At 33.7% G+C, this 22,467-nt stretch carries 16 protein-coding genes; 5 read left to right on the top strand and 11 right to left on the bottom strand.

Going from position 1 to position 22,467, the window contains the following annotated elements:
- Positions 1-27: 27 nt before the first annotated feature.
- Genes B0I10_RS05455 through B0I10_RS05440 form a run of 4 tightly spaced genes read right to left on the bottom strand, consistent with a single transcriptional unit; the run spans position 28 to position 5,230 of the window.
- Positions 28-2,031 (bottom strand): protein-disulfide reductase DsbD family protein, encoded by a 2,004-nt coding sequence (locus tag B0I10_RS05455; RefSeq protein ID WP_112085482.1) that lies wholly within the window; start codon positions 2,029-2,031, stop codon positions 28-30.
- Complete coding sequence (tilS, locus tag B0I10_RS05450; protein ID WP_112085481.1) at positions 2,031-3,335, bottom strand: tRNA lysidine(34) synthetase TilS; 1,305 nt, start codon at positions 3,333-3,335, stop codon at positions 2,031-2,033. Before tilS ends, B0I10_RS05455 begins: the two co-directional genes overlap by 1 nt.
- A 48-nt stretch (positions 3,336-3,383) precedes the next feature.
- Positions 3,384-4,679, bottom strand: a complete 1,296-nt coding sequence (locus B0I10_RS05445; RefSeq protein ID WP_112085480.1) for an anthranilate synthase component I family protein — start codon at positions 4,677-4,679, stop codon at positions 3,384-3,386.
- Positions 4,680-4,690: 11 nt separating this feature from the next.
- Positions 4,691-5,230 carry an NADPH-dependent FMN reductase gene (locus B0I10_RS05440; protein ID WP_112085479.1) on the bottom strand — a complete coding sequence of 180 codons (540 nt, stop codon included), beginning with the start codon at positions 5,228-5,230 and terminating at the stop codon, positions 4,691-4,693.
- A 923-nt stretch (positions 5,231-6,153) separates the two neighbouring features.
- Between B0I10_RS05440 and B0I10_RS05430 the strand changes: the two genes are divergently transcribed.
- The 3 genes from B0I10_RS05430 (at position 6,154) to B0I10_RS05420 (ending at position 11,117) form a co-directional block, all read left to right on the top strand.
- On the top strand, positions 6,154-8,991 hold the full coding sequence (locus tag B0I10_RS05430; protein ID WP_112085477.1) for a PAS domain S-box protein: 2,838 nt from the start codon (positions 6,154-6,156) through the stop codon (positions 8,989-8,991).
- On the top strand, positions 8,988-9,374 hold the full coding sequence (locus B0I10_RS05425) for a response regulator (protein WP_112085476.1): 387 nt from the start codon (positions 8,988-8,990) through the stop codon (positions 9,372-9,374). The genes B0I10_RS05430 and B0I10_RS05425 overlap by 4 nt, the downstream gene beginning before the upstream one ends.
- A 78-nt stretch (positions 9,375-9,452) precedes the next feature.
- Positions 9,453-11,117, top strand: coding sequence for a GLPGLI family protein (locus B0I10_RS05420; protein ID WP_112085475.1), 1,665 nt, complete (start codon positions 9,453-9,455; stop codon positions 11,115-11,117).
- A gap of 181 nt (positions 11,118-11,298) precedes the next feature.
- On the opposite strand, the gene B0I10_RS05415 is transcribed toward B0I10_RS05420, so the two are convergent.
- The 7 genes from B0I10_RS05415 to B0I10_RS05385 form a co-directional block, all read right to left on the bottom strand.
- The gene (locus tag B0I10_RS05415) at positions 11,299-11,487 is read right to left on the bottom strand and encodes a YgaP family membrane protein (protein WP_112085474.1); all 189 of its coding nucleotides are present in this window, start codon (positions 11,485-11,487) and stop codon (positions 11,299-11,301) included.
- A gap of 95 nt (positions 11,488-11,582) precedes the next feature.
- Positions 11,583-11,888, bottom strand: coding sequence for a hypothetical protein (locus tag B0I10_RS05410; RefSeq protein ID WP_112085473.1), 306 nt, complete (start codon positions 11,886-11,888; stop codon positions 11,583-11,585).
- 38 nt (positions 11,889-11,926) lie between these two features.
- Positions 11,927-15,127, bottom strand: coding sequence for an efflux RND transporter permease subunit (locus B0I10_RS05405; RefSeq protein ID WP_112085579.1), 3,201 nt, complete (start codon positions 15,125-15,127; stop codon positions 11,927-11,929).
- A gap of 80 nt (positions 15,128-15,207) precedes the next feature.
- Positions 15,208-16,287, bottom strand: a complete 1,080-nt coding sequence (locus B0I10_RS05400; RefSeq protein WP_112085472.1) for an efflux RND transporter periplasmic adaptor subunit — start codon at positions 16,285-16,287, stop codon at positions 15,208-15,210.
- Between the two features lie 97 nt (positions 16,288-16,384).
- A complete protein-coding gene (locus B0I10_RS05395; protein ID WP_112085471.1) occupies positions 16,385-17,698 on the bottom strand; it encodes a TolC family protein in 1,314 nt (437 codons plus the stop codon).
- A gap of 311 nt (positions 17,699-18,009) precedes the next feature.
- Positions 18,010-19,470, bottom strand: coding sequence for an NAD(P)/FAD-dependent oxidoreductase (locus B0I10_RS05390; RefSeq protein ID WP_112085470.1), 1,461 nt, complete (start codon positions 19,468-19,470; stop codon positions 18,010-18,012).
- A gap of 123 nt (positions 19,471-19,593) precedes the next feature.
- On the bottom strand, positions 19,594-19,782 hold the full coding sequence (locus B0I10_RS05385; RefSeq protein WP_112085469.1) for a hypothetical protein: 189 nt from the start codon (positions 19,780-19,782) through the stop codon (positions 19,594-19,596).
- A 136-nt stretch (positions 19,783-19,918) separates the two neighbouring features.
- On the opposite strand from B0I10_RS05385, the gene B0I10_RS05380 reads away from it, so the two are divergent.
- Together B0I10_RS05380 and B0I10_RS05375 are read left to right on the top strand one after the other, a co-directional pair.
- Positions 19,919-20,320, top strand: coding sequence for a hypothetical protein (locus B0I10_RS05380; RefSeq protein ID WP_112085468.1), 402 nt, complete (start codon positions 19,919-19,921; stop codon positions 20,318-20,320).
- 22 nt (positions 20,321-20,342) lie between these two features.
- Positions 20,343-22,457, top strand: coding sequence for a TonB-dependent receptor domain-containing protein (locus tag B0I10_RS05375; protein WP_112085467.1), 2,115 nt, complete (start codon positions 20,343-20,345; stop codon positions 22,455-22,457).
- The last annotated feature ends 10 nt before the right edge of the window (positions 22,458-22,467 follow it).

Below are 22,467 nucleotides of genomic sequence, written 5' to 3'. Positions count from 1 at the left end.
AAAAGGAGCTTTTTAGGCTCCTTTCTGTTATTTTACAAACTTGTCAATTCCGTTTCGTAACCATTTTTCATATAAATTGATGTCAGGGTCATAACTTGCCGGTTCATCTGAAATGGTATTTCCATCCGTATCCAAAATCAAATAATACGGCTGAGCATTAGATTTGTATTTCGTGATTTGAAAATCACTCCATTTATTACCAATTGTTTTTATTTTTTTGCCGGTTTCTTTAGAAACATACTTCTCATCTTCGGCTAATTCCTTTTTGTCATCTACATATAATGAAATTAAAACCACGTCATTTTTTAGTATAGAAAGAATTTTTGTATCAGACCAAACATAATCTTCCATTTTACGGCAATTCACACAAGCATATCCTGTAAAGTCAAGTAAAATGGGTTTGTCTATTTGTTTGGCATAAGCTAAACCGTCTTCATATTCGTGAAAAGCAACAATTCCGTGCGGTCCGAAATGAGCTCCTTTTGGCAAAGCTCCTAATTCTGATGTGGATCCGTTCCCACCAACTCCATTTGGACTCTCGCTGTAATTCAACGGCGGCGGAAAACCGGAAATTATTTTCAACGGTGCTCCCCAAAGTCCGGGAATCATATAAATTGTAAAACTCAACACAAACAATCCCACGAACAATCGCCCAACGGAAATATGCGGCGACGGACTGTCGTGTGGCAACGAAATCTTTCCAAATAAGTACAACGCCCATACGCCAAAAACGGCTATCCAAATCGCTAAAAAGGTTTCTCTTTCAAACCAGTGTAATTGTAAAACTAAATCGGCATTGGATAAAAATTTGAACGCAAAAGCCAATTCTAAAAATCCAAGTGAAACTTTTACTGTATTTAACCATCCGCCTGATTTTGGCAAGGAATTCATCCATCCCGGAAATAAAGCGAACAACATAAAAGGTAAAGCGATAGCTGATGAAAACCCTAACATACCAACAATCGGAGCAATTCCACCTTTGGAGGCAGCTTCAACAATCAATGTTCCCACAATTGGACCCGTACATGAAAAGGAAACAATGGCTAAAGCCAATGCCATAAAAAAGATACCGATAATTCCTCCTCTATCCGCTTGACGGTCTACTTTATTAGCCCAAGAATTAGGCAAAACAATTTCAAAAGCTCCTAAAAATGAAGCTGCGAAGAAAATTAATAATGCAAAGAAAATGACATTAAAAGCAACACTGGTTGACAATTCGTTCAGAGAATCTGCCCCAAAAATTGCTGTAATTGCTGAACCTAATGTTACATAAATTATAATGATGGAAAGACCATAAATAATGGCATTTTTAATTCCTTTAGCTCTGTCTTTACTTTGTTTGGTAAAATAACTTACGGTCATTGGAATCATCGGAAACACGCAAGGCGTCAACAATGCTGCAAATCCAGAGAAGAAAGCGATGATAAAAATCGTCCAAAGTCCTTTCTTTTCCTCTTGTTTTTGCTGTTTTGGATTAATCAATTCAGACATTGGAGCCCCTTCATCTTTCACAATTAAGCGAGAGTCGGCATTTAAAGAATCATTCATCTCTAGAATATTTCCTTCCACAGCAGCACCTTCTTTTAACGGCAATAGAAATTCAAAATTCTTAAATTGCTGAATACATTGTTCCAAACAAGCTTGGTATTCCACCTCAACTTTTATTGATTTTAAGGCTGGATTTGTCACTTTTACCAATTGCTGAAATTGAGCTGAATTTTCAAACATATACTCATCTACTTCAAAAACATCACTGTAAACTTTTTTGTATTTACTTTCTGTTGTTTTGCCAATTAGTTGGTAATTATTTTTAGAATCTTCATAAATGAAAACCGATGGCAATGAACCACCATCCGGCGTAAATTGTGAAAAAATATGCCAATCTTTTTGAATAGTTGCATCAAATTTTAATAGAAATTCGGTGTCGGATTTTTGTTCAATGGATGTTTTCCATTTAACCGGATCTAAAATTTGTGCTTGCGCAATGGAAATTACAAAAAAGGAAAGTAGTGTAAAAAATAAATTCTTCATTATACTAATTGAATTTTTATGATAGTTTGTGTGTTTTCGGTTACTTTAAATCGGTCGTCTAAGCGTTTCCCAACGAGCCAAATAATTTGATTTTCAGAGCATAATAGCCAAGCATTTTCTTTATCAATGATGGAAAATTTTTCGTCTTTAAAAAATTTACTTAACTTCTTTTTTCCGCTCATTCCAAAAGGGTAAAAATAATCACCTTCTTGCCATTTTCGAAGTTTTAAAGGAAACTTTAACGCATATACATCAACAAAGATAGTTTTTGAATTAGATATAGTAATGTCACTTACGTTACAAAACGTCAACTTTAAGGGAAAATTAAGTTCCGATTGGTTTTTATGAATAAAATATTCGTCGGAAATTTTATCAGATCTTGTTTCAATAATCAGTGTTTCTCTATCTTTAACTAATCTGAAATGCTCCGAAAAAATTTGTTTTCCGGATTGGGCTTCCACCAAATCATAAATATCTTGCCAAGCCAAAAATCCGAAAGGCGATAACCATTGAAATAAATACGCTTGATAATTGGGTAATTGAAGTAATTCGTTTAAATCGATTATCTTTTGATTATCAACATCTTGCACTACTTTCCGATACACAATTCGCGAAGCATCATCCACTAAACTTTGAGCTTGATTGAGATGTTGAATGGTGTTTTCAAAAGAATTTAAAAAACTCGGATTTAATTCTTTCAAAATTGGAACAACGTGATGACGAATTTTATTTCGCAGATATGTATCGGAGGCATTACTCGAATCATCTCGCCATTTCAGCTTATTCTCGTTAGCAAACGTTGTAATTTCGTCTCTAGAAAAAATTAATAATGGTCGGATAATTTTATCGTTTTGTGATGGAATTCCGCATAACCCATCCAAACCTGTTCCACGAGAAAAATTGATTAAAAATGTTTCTAATTGATCGTCTAAATGGTGAGCTGTTAGCACAAAATCATAATTTTCAGTAGCTAACAATTCATAAAACCATTCGTAACGCAACTTTCTGGCAGCGACTTGAATCGATACTTTTTCATCTTCGGAAAATTGATTCGTATTAAATTTTTGAAAAAAACCTTGAATAGAATTTTCTTTACAATAGGATTTTACAAAATCTTCGTCCTCATCACTTTCATCTTTGCGAAGTTGAAAATTGCAATGAGCTACAGCAAACTCTAAATTTAATTGGGCAATTAAGTGGAGTAAAACCATACTATCCAAACCACCACTAACCGCGATGAGAATTTTCGCCTTTTGAAGAAAAGGAAAATGAAATAAAATGTGGTTTTTGAATTTCAAAAGCATTTTTCAAAAGTAAGGAATTTTGTGAGAATGGAATAATGAACACAAAAACTAATTCAACACTTCAAACATTGCCTTCGCTTTCAATAAACATTCTTCATATTCGCCTTCGGGAGTGGCTTCGGAAGTGATGGCACTTCCCACAGAAAAAGACAAATATTGATTTTTTGAATTGTACAAAATACTGCGAATCACAACATTGAAATCGAAATCGCCTTCCGGAGAAATATAGCCGATAGCTCCACTGTATAATCCTCGTTTGGTTTCTTCCAATTCTTCGATAATTTTCATGGCAGAAATTTTGGGAGCACCGGTCATGCTACCCATCGGAAAAGTAGTTTTGATAATTTCAACTGGAGCAGTCGTATTTTCTACTTGCGAAACTACCGTAGAAATCAGTTGATGCACTTGTTTGAACGTATAAACTTGACACAACTCTTCCACCGCAACAGCACCTTTTGCAGCTGTTTTGGACAAATCATTACGCACCAAATCAACAATCATAATATTTTCGGCACGCTCTTTCGGATTTACAGCTAAGTCGGCTTTGGATTGTTCGTCTAATTCACTATCAAAAACACGTCGAGCTGTTCCTTTGATGGGTTGCGAAATAACTTTTGTTCCTTCTTTTTTTAAATAGCGTTCCGGAGAAGCAGAAAGTAAAAACTGATAATTATTTTTAAAAAAAACAGCAAAAGGAGGTTGCGAAATGGCGTTGAGCTTTTGGTAAATTTCTATCGGATTAATTGTGGCATCTTTGGCAAAAAATTCCATACAAAAATTCGCTTCATAAATGTCGCCATGATGAATGTGTTCGAGCATTTTTGATACTTTTTGAAGATAATCTTCTTTTGAAATACGTTGCTGGATAGGAATAGGTTGTAGGTTGTAAGTTATAGGTTGTAAGTTTTGAATATAATTTATTTCCATAAAATCATTATCCATTTCATCATCACAAAGTCTCAAGTACTGCAGCTCAACTTCGTTATCTTTTAAAAAAAATAGCTTTTTAGGTTGAAAGAAATATAAATCAGGGAATGCTAAACCGTCAAAATTGTTAGAATTTAACGCTTCGGTATCGTTTTTTAAATCATACGACAAATAGCCAAACAACCAGTCTTTGGTATGCGTTTGGTATTGATGTAGATCTTCAAAAGCGTTAAAAGAATCGGTTTTAATAGATGTAAAAGCTTCAACTGCCAAAACAACATCATAATTGGAATAGTTCTGTTGATAATTGTTGCTATCTAAAAAAACTACTTCTCGAAATTGATTAGACCAAACCAACAACTTTTGTTTGAAGACTTCAGGATTTTCTAAAGCAAAAACTTTTACTGTTCTCAGCATTTTAGATAAAATTACTTTAAAGATACTTCCAATTGATGTAGTTTCTCTAAAATTTCATTTTTAATTTCATCATTAATAATTTTCGTTTCTTCAATAGAAAAGTTTTCTTTAAATGAAGGAAATGCATAAGTGCCAAAAACCTCTCCACCAAAGCGAGGAATCATTTTTTCTACTATTTCCAATGCACCTATTCCACCACGGGCACCTGTTGAAGCACTCAATAAAAATACTTTCTTATCTTCTAAAAACTTTCTATCTAATCGCGATAACCAATCCAAAACATTTTTAAAGAAAGCGGATGGATTGCTATTGTGTTCATTTACCGAAATGATAATTCCTTTAGAAGCCTGAATATGTTTGTAAATTTGGTTGATTGACGATGGAAATCCATTATCGCGTTGTTCATCTTCGCTATAAACAATCAAGTCCATATCGGCTAATTTGAATAATTCAAATGAAGTGCTTTTTAATTGTGTTGTTAAATAAGCTACAAGTGCATGATTGATTGAAGTGGAAGAATTACTTCCTGCAAAAGCTAAAATAGTTGACATAAAAAATCTTTTGGTAAAGGTAAGGAAGAAATAAATTCAATTCAAATTAAAATGTTGAATGATTAGTTCATTTTTAGAAATAAATCTGCTCCTTTTGATCGCAATCATGTTTAAAAAAAATCACGGTCCTCTAGCATATTTTCTCATAAACTGTTTATCATTTTCAAAATATCGTACGCTTTTTGATAAATAGGTAAGGCATATAATTTGTCTCGATTACTCATTGTTGTGTCGGCTTCTCAATTTATATTTTTAAAAATATAAAAAATCATACATCATTTAAAAAAAATAGATGAAACAAAAAAAGTTTCAGAATCGCTGGTTGTTATAATTTTATTTGATTTTAATATTAGCCATTCAAAACACAACAAATGCCGATGAATACACCTACATTATCGAAGAACGACACACAACGACATTTTATTTAACATTTTATTATGCTTTTTTGTTTAAAATTCTGTTAAAAATGGTTAGGTTTGCACAACCCAAAACAACTGAAACTTGACCTCAATTACTAAAAAAGAGCATAACTATGCTTTTATATTTCTTTTCACTAACCTAAAGATTTCTTTTTTTAGGTTAAATCTCAATCTAATAAAGATATTTCGTTCTCTATCTTTTAGCCTCATTGGTTTTAAAGAAGATTTTGGTGTTGATGTTGTACAAAAAAAACGAATGCAAAAACGTTATCTATTGATTTTAACCCCTTTTCTATAACATTCAAAAATTGCTTTTCATGATGATACCTGAATTAATTATAGTACAAAAAAACTTCTCCTTCTACAAGAAAAAAGTTGTTTTAACTAATACTAAAATTATCACAACTAATTGAATTACAACAATAAAACTGTTTAATTGACTTAATTTTGTCAAATTTAAAAAAGCCCCCAAAGCTTTCCTAAAAACGTATAAAAATAAATTAAATGAATACCTACACTTCAAATAAACTTGTTTCGAGGGTTAAAATAAAGCCAAAACTCGGAGGTTTACTGATTTATTTTCTTGTCTTATGTTTTGGATTGTTTATCGTTTACCTTCGGTCTGAAATTATTGCGAAAAACAGACAAAATGAAATGAGTAGTTTACTTTCAATTGCTCAAAAAAACATTCAACAATCGTTAAATAATTCTTATACTGCTAATCTAACCTTAGCCTTAACACTAGATAGTGAAGGGAAGCCACAAAACTTTGAAAAAGTCTCTCAGGAAATTATCCGACAAAACCCAGCGATCGATTTGGTTCAATTGGTACCGGATGGTGTGATAAGATATGTTTATCCGCTGGAAGGAAATGAAAGTGTTATTGGCTATAATATTTTGGATTCTTCCACAAACCCTATTGTTCGAAACGAAGCCTTAAAAATGATTGGTAGCCGCAAGATGTTTTTTGCTGGACCAATTGAGTTGAAACAAGGAGGAATTGGAATTATTGGTCGTCTTCCCGTATACAATAACAATAAATTTTGGGGTTTTTCGGCGGTGATTATTAGAATAGAAAGTTTAATAAAATCGTCTGGAATTAAAAATATAAAGTCGAAACAATTTTATTTTCAATTATCTAAAATTAATCCTATTACGAAAAAAGAGGAATTCTTTTTTGACAATAAAGCCGAAATTAGTGCTTCTAATTATAAAGTTGTAAAAATTAATGATGAAGATTGGAAGTTGTACATTATTGAAAAGCAAAAAAATCAGCTATTGGCCGAATTACTTCCTTCACTCCTACTTGCTTTTTTATTGTCTATTGTATCCGGTTTATTTGCTTATTTTATTTTTAAACGTCCGGCAGAACTGATTCGACTGGTTAATTTACAAGCTAAAGAGATTATAAAAACCGAAAGTCTTTTTAAAACAATCTTTGATAAAGCCGCAGTTGGAATAGTTCAAATTTGCGGGCAACATCAAGAATTTGTCACAGTTAATCAGCATTTTGCCAACATGTTAGGATATACGACAAATGAGCTGAAATCTAAAACATTGACTGAAATAACACAAAAATGTGATTATATTTTGGTTCAGGAAAAAGAACAATTACTTAAATCGGGTAAAATTGAAGATTATACTATTGAAATAAGGTTACAAGCCAAAGACAAGCGTGAAATTTGGGTCAATTTGATTGTTTCCACTGTTTCATCTTCGATAAACATGGCAATTATTGAAGATATTACAGAAAAAAAGGAAGCAGAACATTTAATTATTGAAACAAATAAACGTTTAAAAAGTTTATTTGAAGATTCGCCAATTCCGCTTTGGGAAGAAGATTATTCGGAAGTAAAAAACTACTTAACTTCACTTAATTTGATTGGTAAATCTAAAAAAGAAGTAGAAGACTATATCAACGAAAATCCGGAAGTTGTTACCGACTGCGTGAATAGAATCCGAATTATCACCATGAATCAGCAATCGCTTATTCTTCACGAAGCCAAAACACCACTGGAATTGATAGAAAACTTTCAATCAATGCTCACTAACGAATCGTTGCAAACCGTTAAAAAACAAATTATTATGATTTGTAAAAATAAATCTTCCTTTAAAACTACAACTCAAATTAAAACCTTGAAAGGAACAGAAAAATACATTCATTTGCAATGGAATGCAATTTCTGGTTATGAAGAATCTTTAGAACGAATTATTATAACAACAGACGATATCACGGAACGCGTTATTACTCTGAGTAAATTGGAAGAGTCTGAAAAAAAATTGAATGAACTGATTAATTCTATTGATGGAATCGTATGGGAATTTAATCAGGAAAACGGAAAGTTTAGTTTTATTAGCGATAAAGTTGATCATCTTTTAGGCTATTCTAAAAATGAAATCATGAGCAATAATTCATTTTGGGAAGAACATATTTACCCAGATGACCAAGCGGCTGTTATCACTAAAATGAAAGCATTAAATAGTAAGAATAACTATTTAGATCTTGAATACCGCATGATTTCTTCAAAAGGAAAAATTATTTGGGTACGAGGAATCATTAACTATTTTAAAAATAAAAGAACAAAAAATAAATTAATTCGAGGTGTTATTATCAACATCAATCAAGCCAAACAAATTGAAACCAATCTTTATCAATCGTTAGATATTGTAACAGAACAAAACCGAAGAATTTTTAATTTTTCGCATATAGTTTCACATAATTTGCGAACACATACCAGTAATATTCAATCGATTATTAACTTATTAGAAATAACTGAAAAACCAAAAGAAAGAGAAGAACTTTTAGACATGCTTAAACTGGTTTCGAGCGATTTAGACGATTCGGTTCATCATTTAAATGAAATCACCAATATCTACACCAATAGTAGTATTGAAAAACAAAAAATTCAACTTAAATTGGCTGTAGAAAGTGTTCTATTTAACCTAAACAACATCATTACTTTGCGAAAAGCAAAAGTTAAAAACTTATTGTCCAACAACCTTATTATCCATCACAACAAATTGTATTTAGATAATATAATTATGAATTTCTTTTATTATATCTTGAAAAACAAAGATTTAAAAACAATTCCAACTATTGAAGTCACTTCCTATTTAGAAAATAATTATGTTGTTTTGGAAATTAAAGATATAGGAGATGGACTAAATATTGAAAAAACTAGCGATAAAATTTTCAGTCTTTTTCAAACTCCCGAAAACGACACCGATATTAATCATGGTTTTGGTTTGTTTATTGCTAAATCACAAATTGAAGCGTTGAATGGAAAAGTTCAAGTGGAAAATTCAAAAAATGAAACTACTTTTAAAATTTATTTCAAATGAAAAAATCAGTTTTAATTATTGATAACGATCCGATATACCGAACAATTTCTCAAAAAATTATTGAAAAACTTGATTTAGCCGAAACAATTTTTGTAGAAAAAAACGGTTATACTGCCATCGATTTTATAATCAACGTTCTTGCAACTAAAAGTAAGCTTCCGGAAATTATTTTTTTAGATATCGAAATGCCCGTGATGAATGGCTGGGAATTTATGGACGAATACTGCAAAATTGAAAACACATTGCTCACGGGTATTGAAATTTATATTGTGAGTTCATCTATTTCTCAGGTAGATAAAGACAAAGCAAAAAGCTATTCTGAAATTAAAGATTTTATTTCTAAGCCGTTAACAATTGAAAATTTAAAAACTATTTTGGGATAATTGTTCATGTAATTTTCTGCATAAATTAATTTATAATGCTACTTTTGATATCGTATAATTCAAATCGAAAACTGCTACATGAAAAAATTATTGTTTTGTTTACTTCTTTTAAATTTTCTTCCGGCAAGTGGCCAATCCTATAAAATAACGTATGAAAAATGGAGCAACGGCACCAAAAATGACAACCAAGATCCTATTCTAGTTTTCACCAATTCAACCGTAACGATGGTGAGTTCGGTTGGAACTTTTTCGGGTAAAAATGAATTTCCTTTTGAGCAAACGTTTATTGATAGAAATAAGCAAAGCTTAATTCAATTGGCCTATTTGGCGGAGAATAAATTCATTGCAACACAAGATTCATTAGCTTTAGCAAAACAATCGTTTGAATTGTTGAACGAAACAAAAACCATTTTAGGCTATAAATGTCAAAAAGCCAAAACTATTATTAATTCTAATACCATTGAATTGTGGTACACCAAAGACCTCAAGGTGCAAGGTGCTCCAACTGTTTTAGGTCAGAATTTAGGATTGGTTTTAGAAATGAACCGGAATAATAACTTCGTTATTACTGCAACCAAAATTGAAAAACTAAAAAAATTACCAGCTGAAATTGATTTACCTAAAACAAATTTTTCCGACGGATTAACCTACCGTGATTTACTTTGGAAAAGCCGTTTTGTAACGCTCTCTGTCTTTGAAAACGAAACCATCAATTTTTCAAATCAATCAAAATCAAACGACAGCATTTTACGATTCGCTAATGGAACGATCATCTTACGTAAAGTGAAATTTCCTATTATAACAAACGGAACTCCTATTTTTGCGGAACTAAAAACAAATTCTACCGGTGATGCTTATGACAGAACTGGGTCGCTTTTTGTAATTCCTGTAAAAGATGAAAATACTTTTTTTAATGGTTTAAAAAACGGTATGAATACTTTACCCATTTATCAAAACGGAAACGGAAAAACCTATCAAGGTGTTGTGTTACAAGATGATTATCAACCCTTAACAGAGTTAATGCGGTTTTTTACGCCTTTTGGAATTAAGCAATACAATCATATTTCATTAAAAGATAAAACATGGTTCAATGAAGTTCCTTATCGTCAGGATATTTCAGAATTACAACCAATTTTAAGTAATCAAGAAATGTGGGTCGGAGCTTTTATTGGTAATTATGATCAAGGCGGACATCGGGTTTCAGTAGAAATTACAATTCATCCGCAAGAAAACGAAACTAAAAAAACAACATTCGCTTTGCCACTTTTTAATACAACTAATGTAATGGAAATGGGCGGACAAGAATATGCCACCATGTTTTCGGTTGAGAAAGGTTTAGAGGTTATTTTCAATTTAGAAAAACCGATTAAAAATGCACAATTGCGATACATTACCACCGGACATGGCGGCTGGGAAAACGGCGACGAATTTGTACCTAAGAAAAATAGTATTTACTTAGACGAACAACTTGCTTTTTCGTTTATCCCTTGGCGACAAGATTGCGGTTCGTATCGATTGTTTAATCCTGCTTCTGGAAATTTTGGCAATGGTTTATCATCCTCCGATTATAGCCGCTCTAATTGGTGTCCGGGCACAGTTACAAATCCAATGTTGATTGAATTGGGCAATTTATCTGCCGGTATACATACGATTCGCGTTCAAATTCCGCAAGGATTGCCGGAAGGCAGTAGTTTTAGTGCTTGGAATGTTTCGGGGATATTGTTGGGAGAATTGACAAAATAAACATTTTGTATATTAATTTTATTTCTTAATTTACGTAAACTCTAGCTTTTTCAAAAATTGAAATTATTTAATAGTTTATTTTTGAGTATTTAGCCCCAAATTGAAGTCATTACAAAAAAAATTGACCTAAAAAAACCCTATACATTGCATAGGGTTCTATTCGATAAAAGACAACAGGTACTTAATCTTTTACCTTGAATATTTTAGTTAAAATGTCATCCATTAAACACCATTTGGTTAAGGAAGATTGCAATAAATTGGCTCCCACAAAAGCGGTAAACCACAACCAATTTTGGTTGACATAAATTGCTAATAATAAACTAATGATAATAAATGTTCCTGCGATGCCGCGTACGATTCTGTTTTTCATTTTTTTTAAGGTTCTAAGGTTCTGAGGCTCTAAGGTTCTGAGGTTGAGGACTATTTTTAACTTAGACCCTCAATTCCTCAGCACCTTACTACCTTTTATATAAATTTTTCTATACTAAATGTTGCCAAATGCACTTTTGATTTGGTTTCTAATTCTTGATTGAATATTAGGATTAATTCATATAATTTTTCCAAATTTTCAACCGGCACAAAAGCATAAAAAGCAATGGATTCGTTTTCGTTGATTTCACTTCCAAACCAATTGGATGCCAAGGCTTCTTCTGACACATCTTTAAATCCGGTTACCTCACGATACGAATAGGTTTTTACACCGGATTGTTTGAGCAAATGCTGTATCTCTCGTTTGAAAGAATGGACAGCGGTTAATAAGACTAGTTTCATTTTTTTAAGGTGCTAAGGTTCTGAGGTTTCACTAAGGACTAATCACTATTCTTCTCCCATTTTTTGCGTTCTGTCATGTAATAAATCAACGGAACTACAATTAAAGTCAACAACGTCGATACAATCGCTCCGGCTACTAACGAGATGGCTAAACCTTGGAAAATAGGGTCAAATAAAATTATAGATGCTCCAATTACAACGGCTCCGGTGGTTAATAAAATGGGCGTAGTTCGCACGGCTCCGGCTTCGATGATGGCTTGTTTTAATTCGATTCCGTCGTTTAATCTGATTTCGATAAAGTCGATTAATAAAACAGAGTTTCGAACCATTACTCCAGCTAAAGCAATCATTCCGATGAATGAAGTTGCCGTGAAGAAAGCTCCCAACAACCAGTGACCTAACACAATTCCTACCAACGAAAGCGGAATGGCTAACATCATCACAATAGGCGTTTTAAAGTTTTGGAACCAACCTACAATCAACATATAAATCACCAAAATTACAACTAAGAAAGCCACGCCTAAATCACGGAAAACTTCTAAGGTAATTTGCCATTCTCCATCCCATTTTACAGTGAAATTGCTTTCATCGGAAGGTTGCTCCATATATAATTCATTGATGGAATAGCCTTTTGGTAGATTCATTTTTTGAAGTTTTTCTTCCATTCCCAAAATGGCATACACGGGACTTTCTAAATCACCGGCCATGTCTGCGGTGACATAAACAACCCGTTTTTGATCTTTGCGATAGATAGTGTTTTGTAAGGTACTCTCCTCTACTTTCACCAAATCACTCACCGGAACCACATTGCCTTGTGCCCCTTTAATTTTCAAGTTTTGAATATCTTGCAAAGACGTTTTATCTTGATCGTCAAGCGATAACACAATACCCACCGGGTTATTAGAACGTTCGTCATACAAATTGGAAACGGGCATCTCTCGCAACAAATACGTCAAATTACCCACCACTTGCTGCGGAGCAATGCCGTTCAACATGGCTTTTTCTTTGTCTACTTCCAAACGGTATTCTGTTTGAGCATCTTCCACCATCCAATCGATATCCACAATGTCCGGAGTAGTTTCCAAAATTGTTTTCACTTGTTTAGCCACTTTAATTTGCTCCTCATAATTGGGGCCGTAAATTTCTGCAACCAAAGTAGAAAGCACAGGAGGTCCGGGTGGAACTTCAATGATTTTTACATTCGCACCATATTTTTTGGCAATTTTTTGTACTTCCGGACGAACGATTTTGGCAATGTCATGACTTTGTAAATCACGGTCTTCTTTGTGTAATAAATTCACTTGAATGTCTGCCATATTGCTACCACCACGCAAATCGTAATGACGCACTAAGCCGTTAAAGGTTATCGGTGCAGAAGCTCCAATATAATTTTGATAATCTACTACTTCGGGAACTGTTGAAAGATATTGTGCAATTTCTTTGGTAACGGCTGCCGTTCGTTCTAACGTTGTACCTTCCGGCATATCAATCACTACCTGAAATTCATTTTTATTATCAAAAGGAAGCATTTTTACTGCGACCGATTTGGTAAAGAACATCAAAACCGAACCAATAAGCAATACCGTGGTAATTCCCAACATGACCATTCTTTTCTTAGAGCTTTCTAAAAACGGTCGTTCTAATTTGTTGTAAATTCTATAAATACGAGAAGTTTCTAAACCTTGTTCTTCTTTGTGTTCTTGTTCGTCTTTTTCTCTTAATAAATGATAACCCAAATAAGGCGTCACGGTTAACGCAACAAACAACGATAAAATCATGGCAATGGAAGCTCCAATTGGCATCGGACTCATGTAAGGGCCCATCATTCCGGATACGAAAGCCATCGGAAGAATCGCCGCAATGACGGTGAATGTGGCTAAAATGGTTGGGTTTCCTACTTCATTTATCGCATAAATAGCCGCTTGCTTAAACGGCAATCGCTTCATTTTGAAATGCCGGTGCATGTTTTCGGCGATGATGATACTGTCGTCAACCACAATTCCCACCACAAAAACTAGGGCAAAAAGCGTAATTCTATTCAGCGTATAACCTAATAAATAATAACTGAATAAAGTCAACGCAAACGTCAACGGAACAGAAAAGAAAACCACTAATCCGCCTCTCCAGCCCATGGCTAACATCACTAAAATTGTTACGGCCAAGATGGCAACTCCTAAATGCAACAACAACTCTCCTACTTTGTGCGAAGCCGTTTCCCCATAATTTCGGGTAACTTCCACATGCACATCATCGGGAATCAAATTGGTTTTGAGTTGTTCTACTTTTTCTAAAATCTTATCCGAAATTTTCATTGCATCGGCCCCTTTTACTTTTCCAACAGAAATAGTAACGGCTGAATATTCGGAAGGATTAGAAGTAAATTTTTCATTTGCTTTTCCATAGCCAAACGACACATAACTTTTGGCAGTTCCCGGTCCGTCTTTTACCGTTGCTACTTGTTTCAAATACACCGGCATGTTTTGGTTAACACCAATTACCAAATTTTCTACATCCTCGGCAGATTCTAAAAATCGTCCGGTAGTGATTAAATATTCCGTGTCGTTTTGCACAAAGCTTCCCGACTGCGAAGAACCGTTATTGGCTTGAATCATTTGCATAATTCCCAACGCATCGACTTTGTTTTCGGCCATTTTATCTTTGTCCAAAACCACTTTCAACTCGCGGGTTCGTCCGCCAATTTCTTTGGTAATCGCAACATCTTTTACTTTTTCAATTTCCGAAGTGACTTCTTCTGCCAATTGTCGAATTTCAAAATCATCGTATTTTTCACTCCATAATGTTAATCCTAACATCGGAACATCATCGATTGAACGCGTTTTCACCATGGGTTTATAAACGCCTTGCGGAAAAATATGTTCGTGTTTGGCTAATTCATCATACAATTTAACGTAGGAACGTTCAATGTCTTCGCCTACATAAAATTGAACAATAATCATCGCTTGTCCATTCATCGCCATGCTGTGCAAATGTTCAACACCTTTGATGTTTGATAAAACTTTTTCTAACGGTTTGATGACACGACTTTCTACTTCTGCCGGTGTTGCTCCGGGATAACCAATCAGTACATCGGCCATGGGAACATTAATTTGTGGTTCTTCTTCTCTTGGAATTAAGAACGAACTATATACGCCAATCACCATCAAAGCCACCATTAACAAAATGGTTAGTTTGGAATTGATAAAGAAATTGGCAATTTTGCCTGAGATACCTTCTTGCATGTTTTTATTTGTTTGAAGTTTCAAGTTTCAGGTTTCAAGTTATTGTAAACTGAAAACTGCGACTGAAAACTGTTTACTATTTACTGAACACTCACTTTCGCCCCGTTAAACAATTTCCCTTCTGCCGAAACGATATACGGTTCTTTGGAGGATAATCCGGAAAGGACCTCTACTTTGTCGCCGTAGGTTTTTCCAATTCGCAACCATCGCAAAATAGCTGTATTGTTAGCAACGGTATAAATTCCGGTGAGCTGACCTTGTTTTACTAATGCCGATTCGGGAACTAATACTTGTTCTGAACCTTCATTTGCATCTGCTATTTTTTCAATTGGAAATTGCACGTTGACAAACATTCCGGAAAGAATGGTTTTATCCATTTCATCTAAATTCACTTTCACTAAATATTGTCCGCCTGTGTTTTTGGCTGATAGACTCACTTCCGAAACTTTTCCCGAAACTTTTTTATTCATTGATTTGATAATGATGGAAACCGGCATTCCTTGTTTAATTTTTGAAATATCACTTTCAGAAACCATAGTGGTCACTTGTAATTTCCCGGAACCTTCCACACTCACTAACGGCATTCCCGGATTAGCCATGTCGCCTTCTTTGATGAATGTATTGGTAATTATTCCGCCAAAAGGAGCAGTGATATTAGCATAATTAAATTGAGCCATGACCTCATTACGCATTTGTTTGGCACCTTCTAAACCGGCTTTTGCCATTTCAAAACGAGCGGTCATGTCATCTAATTCTTTTTGAGAAGCACTTTGCTGAGCAAACAAGTTTACAAAACGATCGTAATCTTTTTTGGCATTGTTATACCCGGCAGTTGCTTGTAAAATAGAAGCATCCACTTGTGCTTTTTTGGCTTGTAAATCGGTATTGTTAATGCTTACTAACAATTGTCCGGCTCCAACTTTTTGTCCCACTTTCACATGTACTTTGGTTACGTAGCCCATCATTCGGGTACTCACGTTGGCACTGTTTTCGGCTTCAATTTTACCACTTGCCGTCACAAATGGACTGGATGAATTTTCTATTGAACCATTTACTTTTACTGCAATAGCAGGTAATGTTTTGACTTCTTTTTGATCGCTTCCGCAGGAAAAAAGGAATGCTGCTGACACAAAGGATAAGATTGCTATTTTGATTTTCATAAGGTTGAATTTATTTTTTAATATTTTTTTTCTTGAACACAGATCTAAGAAATTTTTAAAATTTTTAAAATTTATTTTATCCGTGTTCCTTCTATGATTATTTTGTTAAAAATTCTATATACATTTTGGTGAAATTGTATTCAAAAACCGCTTGTAAATATTCCAATTCTTTTTGAGCTGTTTGCGTTTCAGTCATCAATAAATCAGTTGTTTTTTCCAACCCTTGTGTAAATCTATTTTGGCGAATTCTGAAACTTTCTTGCGTTTGTTCAAAGGCCAATTTAGAAAGTGCTACTTTATTTTGAGCATCAGCCAATTGGCGATTCGTTTTGTTGAGTTCTAGTTGACTTTGTTTTTTGTATTGTTCCGCTTCAGTTTCGGCCTTTTGAAATTCAACTTTCGATTTTTCAAATTTTCCGATGGATTTGTAACCGTCAAATAAATTCCAAGACAATTGAGCTCCTACTGTATAACCATTTGCTCCAAATTGAAAGATTTCGGTATCGTATAATTCATACGTTCCAAAAGCATTCAAACGAGGTAAAAAACTCATTCTTCCGGAAGTCATCATATTTCTATACGCTTCAGTTGATTTTTCCATGGCTAAAAAATCTTTTCTTGATGCGGACAATTGAGCCATTTCCAAAGAAGGATTAATTTCGTTTTCTAAATTTTCAACCGGTTTATAAATGCCGCCTTTGGTATCTTCGTTTAATAAGAAAGCTAAATAATCTGATGCATTTCGCACATTACTTTTGGCATACGATAATTGATTGGTGATTTCATTCACACGTACTTGCACATCCAATAAATCTGTTTTTTGAAGCATGCCTTGTTTGAAATAATTGTTGACCAAATTCAAGTTAGCTTGTGCAGTAGAATTCGCTTTTTCTACAACACCAACGGCTTTGTAGGCCAATTGCAATTGCATAAACGCTTTGTTTACCTCCAATTCCAAGTATTCTTTAGTACGTTCGGTTTGCAATTGATAGGCTTCCATTTTTGATTTGGCAGCTCTTCTTTCGTATAAACCATCGGCATTAAAAATCGGTTGAAGCACTTCAATTCGGGTAGCATAATTTTGCACTTGAGAAGGATCATTCAACAAAGCAGGATTAAAATCAGCTTGCGTTAAAATTTCCTGATTCAATTTTGAACCAAATGCCATCAATGGATTTGTAGTTGTGATTGCCGTATGCGAAGCAGAAATACTCGGTAAAAAAAGAGCATTGGATTGGCGATAATCCGAACGAGCCGATTCAAAAGTTTGATTTGAGATTTTGAGTTGAAGATTTTGCTCTGCCAGTTTGGTTGATAAATCGGTTCTGGATAGTTTTAAGGTATCTTGACCAAAAGCAGACACAACAACTATCATTATACCGAATGGTAGACTATTTATTAATTGTTTCATTTATTATTTCTTATTAACGAAGCAAAATTAAATCAACGAGAAAAGATGCGCAGTAACATTTGTTACAGTGATACGATAAATATAAAAAGCAAGTGTCTAAAAAAAAACACTTGCTTAGTCAACTAATAAACATTATTTCAACCTCTCGAAACAATTTACGTTCGTGTGCCACCATGACCTCCGGCGACAATTTTTAATATTCTGATATTTAAATAGAAAAACTTAAAAAACTGTAAAAATGGATTTTGCATTTTTCTTTTTTGGGAAATAGATATTCTTTGCATATTAATATTTTTTATTACGGTATTAATTTATTCAGGAATCAACCACCAAAAAGGTTTCATTTTTGCTTTATAGAGAAAAGCGTAGTGCAGTGATAGTTTTACCCAATGTCCGGCCAAACCAATATCACCAAATGTTTTCTTTATATCGCGACCGCCTGTTTCGCCATATTTTTTATAATCGGGTACAATGGGATAAGTAGTTATACTTACGCCACTTCCTTGTGTTAGTCCATAACCGGCAGAAGCAATACAAGCTGCTCCCATATTTCCTAATGACCCTTTGTGGTGTAACGATTCTTTTCCGAGTTTAATAGAATCAATAATATTATCGGCTACTAGTTTGGCTGTAATTCCGGAAGGCATTCCGGTTCTGGGTGGAGAAGGAAAAATTTCAGTGCCGTTTTTGCTTTTTCTGGGTTTTGAAATGGAATGTGGCGGTGCAAAAGCAATTCCGGGTGCAAAAATATTTTTGTAGCTCGGGTTTTGATAGGTTTCCGGCCAATCTTGAACCGACCATTCTTCATAAGGTTTTGAAGTATAATCAGCATCAACAACCATAAATCCTTTGAATAATTTTTCGGTAATGTTTTGTCCGGTTTTGTCATACGCTTGAAATCCATGACCGGAAAATGCAGGAATCAGCATCGCAAAATCAAAGGTTTCTGTTTTAAATTCTCCCTCTAAATTTTCGTAATGTACATTTCCGTCTTCCACTTTTTGAACAGCTGCCCCTAAAATCCATTTTATTCCACGGTCTTCAAAAATCATTTCGATCATGTCTTTCGATTTCATGTTGAATCCGTTGTATTCCATCAACATTCCATCCATTCCAAAATCGCCCAATTCATATTCGTTGGAAATCCACGTAATTTCTGCTTTATCGCGAACACCAAATTTTTGCAGTTCTTTTTCTACATTCAAAATATATTCAAAGGCAGCACCTTGACAGGTTGCTTTTCCATGTCCGGTTCCGATAAGAATTTTTGATTTTTTATCGGATTTTTTTAATTGATTTATTAATTTATGAAGAGCGTCAGAAGCATGTTCCGCATGATCATAAGTACAAACCGAATATACTTTATTGGTTGCCGGAAGTAAACCTTCTGTTAAATCAAATGCTAATTTTGGGCCGGTTGCATTAATTAGATAATCATACGTCACTTTTTCTTGTTTACCGAGACTTTCTCCATACACTCCTTCAACTAAAATAAACGATTTATTTTCTGTTGCATCGCCTTCAGGATGAAAAGAAACTGCTTTGGCTTGTTTGTAACCAATTCCTTTTCGCTTATATAAAGGTTCCAAAGGAAAGATTACTTCTTTTGACTTCATTCGTCCAATTCCCACCCAAATATTAGAAGGAACCCATTGGTAATTTCGATTGGGAGAAACCACTAAAACTTCGTGTTCTTTAGATAATTTTCTACGTAAATGAGCCGCTGCCGTATGTCCGGCAATTCCTGCTCCTAAAACTACAATTTTTGTCATTTTTTCTGAAATATTTTACTAAAGTAAACTGAATCAAGAAGATAAAAAGCAACAAATGTTACATTAGTCTAATTTTAATACAATAAGCTTATCATAACTTATTGTTGATTTAATGATTCTTCTTTATTTAGACTTAGGTAGTTGACAATTTCCACTACTACACGTATTAAACAAGGCTTGAAAAAGAAAAAAAGCCGCAAAGAATAAGAAAAAATACTGTTGTGTGGTTATGGCATGGTAAGCAATTCCGATAGCGATAATCAATCGAATCCACCGCATTAGATGCCAGTTAGTGAAAAGTAATTTTTTCATAGTAAAACTTTTTGGTAAAAGTACTGGTGTTCATCTTATCTTTAGGTAACCTTTGTTACCAAGTTCTTTAAAAATCTCCCTGATATTTGTCATTGATTTCCAAAATGAGGAGGAATACCTTTACCAAAATATTTTAGTGAAAAATTATTTTCAAAATATCCTTTTACCCTTGATTGTTATTTCGGTGTTGATTTATCAATTTCGCCTTTCATTTTATGTTATTGAATATAGCATAGATAACAAGTCATTTACAGAAAAATATTGTACTAACAAAGACAAGCCTTTACTAGAATGTAACGGTAAATGTCACTTATCTAAAATAGTTAAAGAAGATTCCAAAAACAAGATTCCCATCACTAATTTATTGGATAGAGAAATAATTTTCAATCAAATAAATGAGCAAGAAATTTGTTTTTTTTCTTTTTCAGAAAAACAAAAATTGATATTTAGTTTAGAAAAAAACTTTAATTCTAGTTTTCAACTAACAGATTACCCCCCACCCAAAAGTTATTTGTTTAAAAAAAAAAAAGATTTTTAAGTAACTTTTAAACCAAATTATCATGCGAAATATAATTGGTGCTATTTTTTTTAGCACCACACTGTGCATTGCACAACAAAATGAAAACGCTACAACCCAAACAATCGATACTGTTAGTAAAAAAACGATTCCTTTGAAAGAAGTAATTGTAACCGGAGATGGCAAAAAAGATCCCTCTCAAGTGGTAGTAAAATCAGATTATCAAGAAAAAGTAGTTCAACCTAAAAACACAGGGGAATTGTTTCAAGATATAAATGGATTTTCATTAATAAAACGCGGGAACTATGCTGTTGACCCTTCTTTTAGAGCCACACAATATGAGCAATTGAATATTCAATATGATGGCGGTATAAAAGCCTACCATGCCTGTCCGAACCGAATGGACCCCATTACCACACTCATAAATCCTGAAGAAGTATCACGAATTGAAATTATAAAAGGTCCTTTTTCGGTAAGATATGGGACAAACTTTGGAGGCGTTATCAATATGGTTACCAATTCGGCAAACAAATGTGAATCAAAATTAGCGGGAAACCTCTCATCCGGTTATGAAAGTAACGGAAACTCTGTTGTCAACATGCTCTCTTTAATGAGTAAAGTAAATAAATTTCATTTTTTAGGAAATGTGAGCTATCGTGATTATGGCAATTATGAAGACGGAAATCAAAATGAAATACCATCTTCATTTAAAAGTTTAGGTTACGGGTTTAAAATTGGTTATGATATCGCAGAAAATCAAGTTGTACAAATTAGCGTAAGACAAAACTTCGGTCGTGATGTTTTACATGCCGGATTACCAATGGATACTGATGAAGATAATAGTTCTATCGTAAGTTTAGATTATAAATTAAATGCATCAAACAAGTATTTTAAAGCAATTGACACCAAGGTCTACTACTCATTTGTTGATCATATCATGAGTAATTACCGAAGACCTTCGTTTGCAAATAGTGAAGCAATAGCCTTGGTTGAAGCCACAACTATTGGCGGAAAAGTGGAAACCGAGTGGGATCTAGGCACAAAATGGAAATTATTTAGTGGACTTGATGTAGTGAATTTGAGCCGAGATGGTGGAAGAAATCGTTTAGTAAAAACAAACATGATGGGAAATCCTCTTCCAAGTCCACTCTCATTTTATGACAAAATTTGGCAAGATAGTTACACCAATACATTTGGTCTATTTGCTGAAAGTAAATATTATATATCAGATAAATCTACTTTAACGTTGGGTTCTCGGTTAGACTTTGTCAACTCTGAAGCTAGAGATTTAGATGATGATTTTGCCGAATTATATCCGTTAGTTGACAAACGTAATGAAACCAATTACAGTGGAAATATTTCATATAAACACAACCTATCCAATTCAAAATCAGTTGAAGTTTCATTAGGAAGAGGAACTCGTTCTGCTTCAATAGAAGAACGTTTTATTGCTTTTTTTAACATTGGACGAGACCCTTATGAATACATTGGAAATCCGAATTTAAAAGCAGAAGTAAACAACCAAATGGAAATTAGTTATAATGGTAAAAAAGAATTTGAAAACAAAACTTTAAATCAAATCAACTATGGAACTTCGGTTTATTATTCAATTTATGAAAATTATATTTTAGGCGTTGTTGATGAAAGTCTTGTTAGAAAGTACAATCCTACTTCACCTCCCATACATCCAAAAGTCTTTAGAAATATTGACCATGCAATGAAAACCGGATTTGAAGCATATCTAGATGTAAAATTTCACAACTATTTTAATTTGTTGACGGAAGTTGCTTATGTATATACCGAGAATAAAGATTTTAACGAAAGTTTACCGTTGACACCTCCATTGGTTACACGATTTAAAATTGGCTATGAAAGAGAAAAATATTGGTTTAGCATTCATTATAACTTAACCGCTAGACAGCCAAAAACATCACAAAGTTTTGACGAAATCGAAACGAGAGGTTACGAAATTTTGGATGTAAAAGCAGGATTTAAAGTATTTAAAAAATTGAATATTGGAGTCGGAGTTTTAAATGCTTTTGACCAATTTTATAACAACCACTTGACATTTGCATTTAATAACTTGAGTGGTTTTGGCAGAAGTCCAATTACTGAACCCGGAAGAAATTTCACATTATTTGTGAATTATAAGTTTTAGTCAAAAAAAT

The sequence above is a fragment of the Flavobacterium lacus genome, assembly GCF_003268815.1.
In the GTDB taxonomy this organism is placed as follows: Bacteria; Bacteroidota; Bacteroidia; order Flavobacteriales; family Flavobacteriaceae; genus Flavobacterium; species Flavobacterium lacus.
This window is presented reverse-complemented; position numbering and strand designations above follow the sequence as displayed.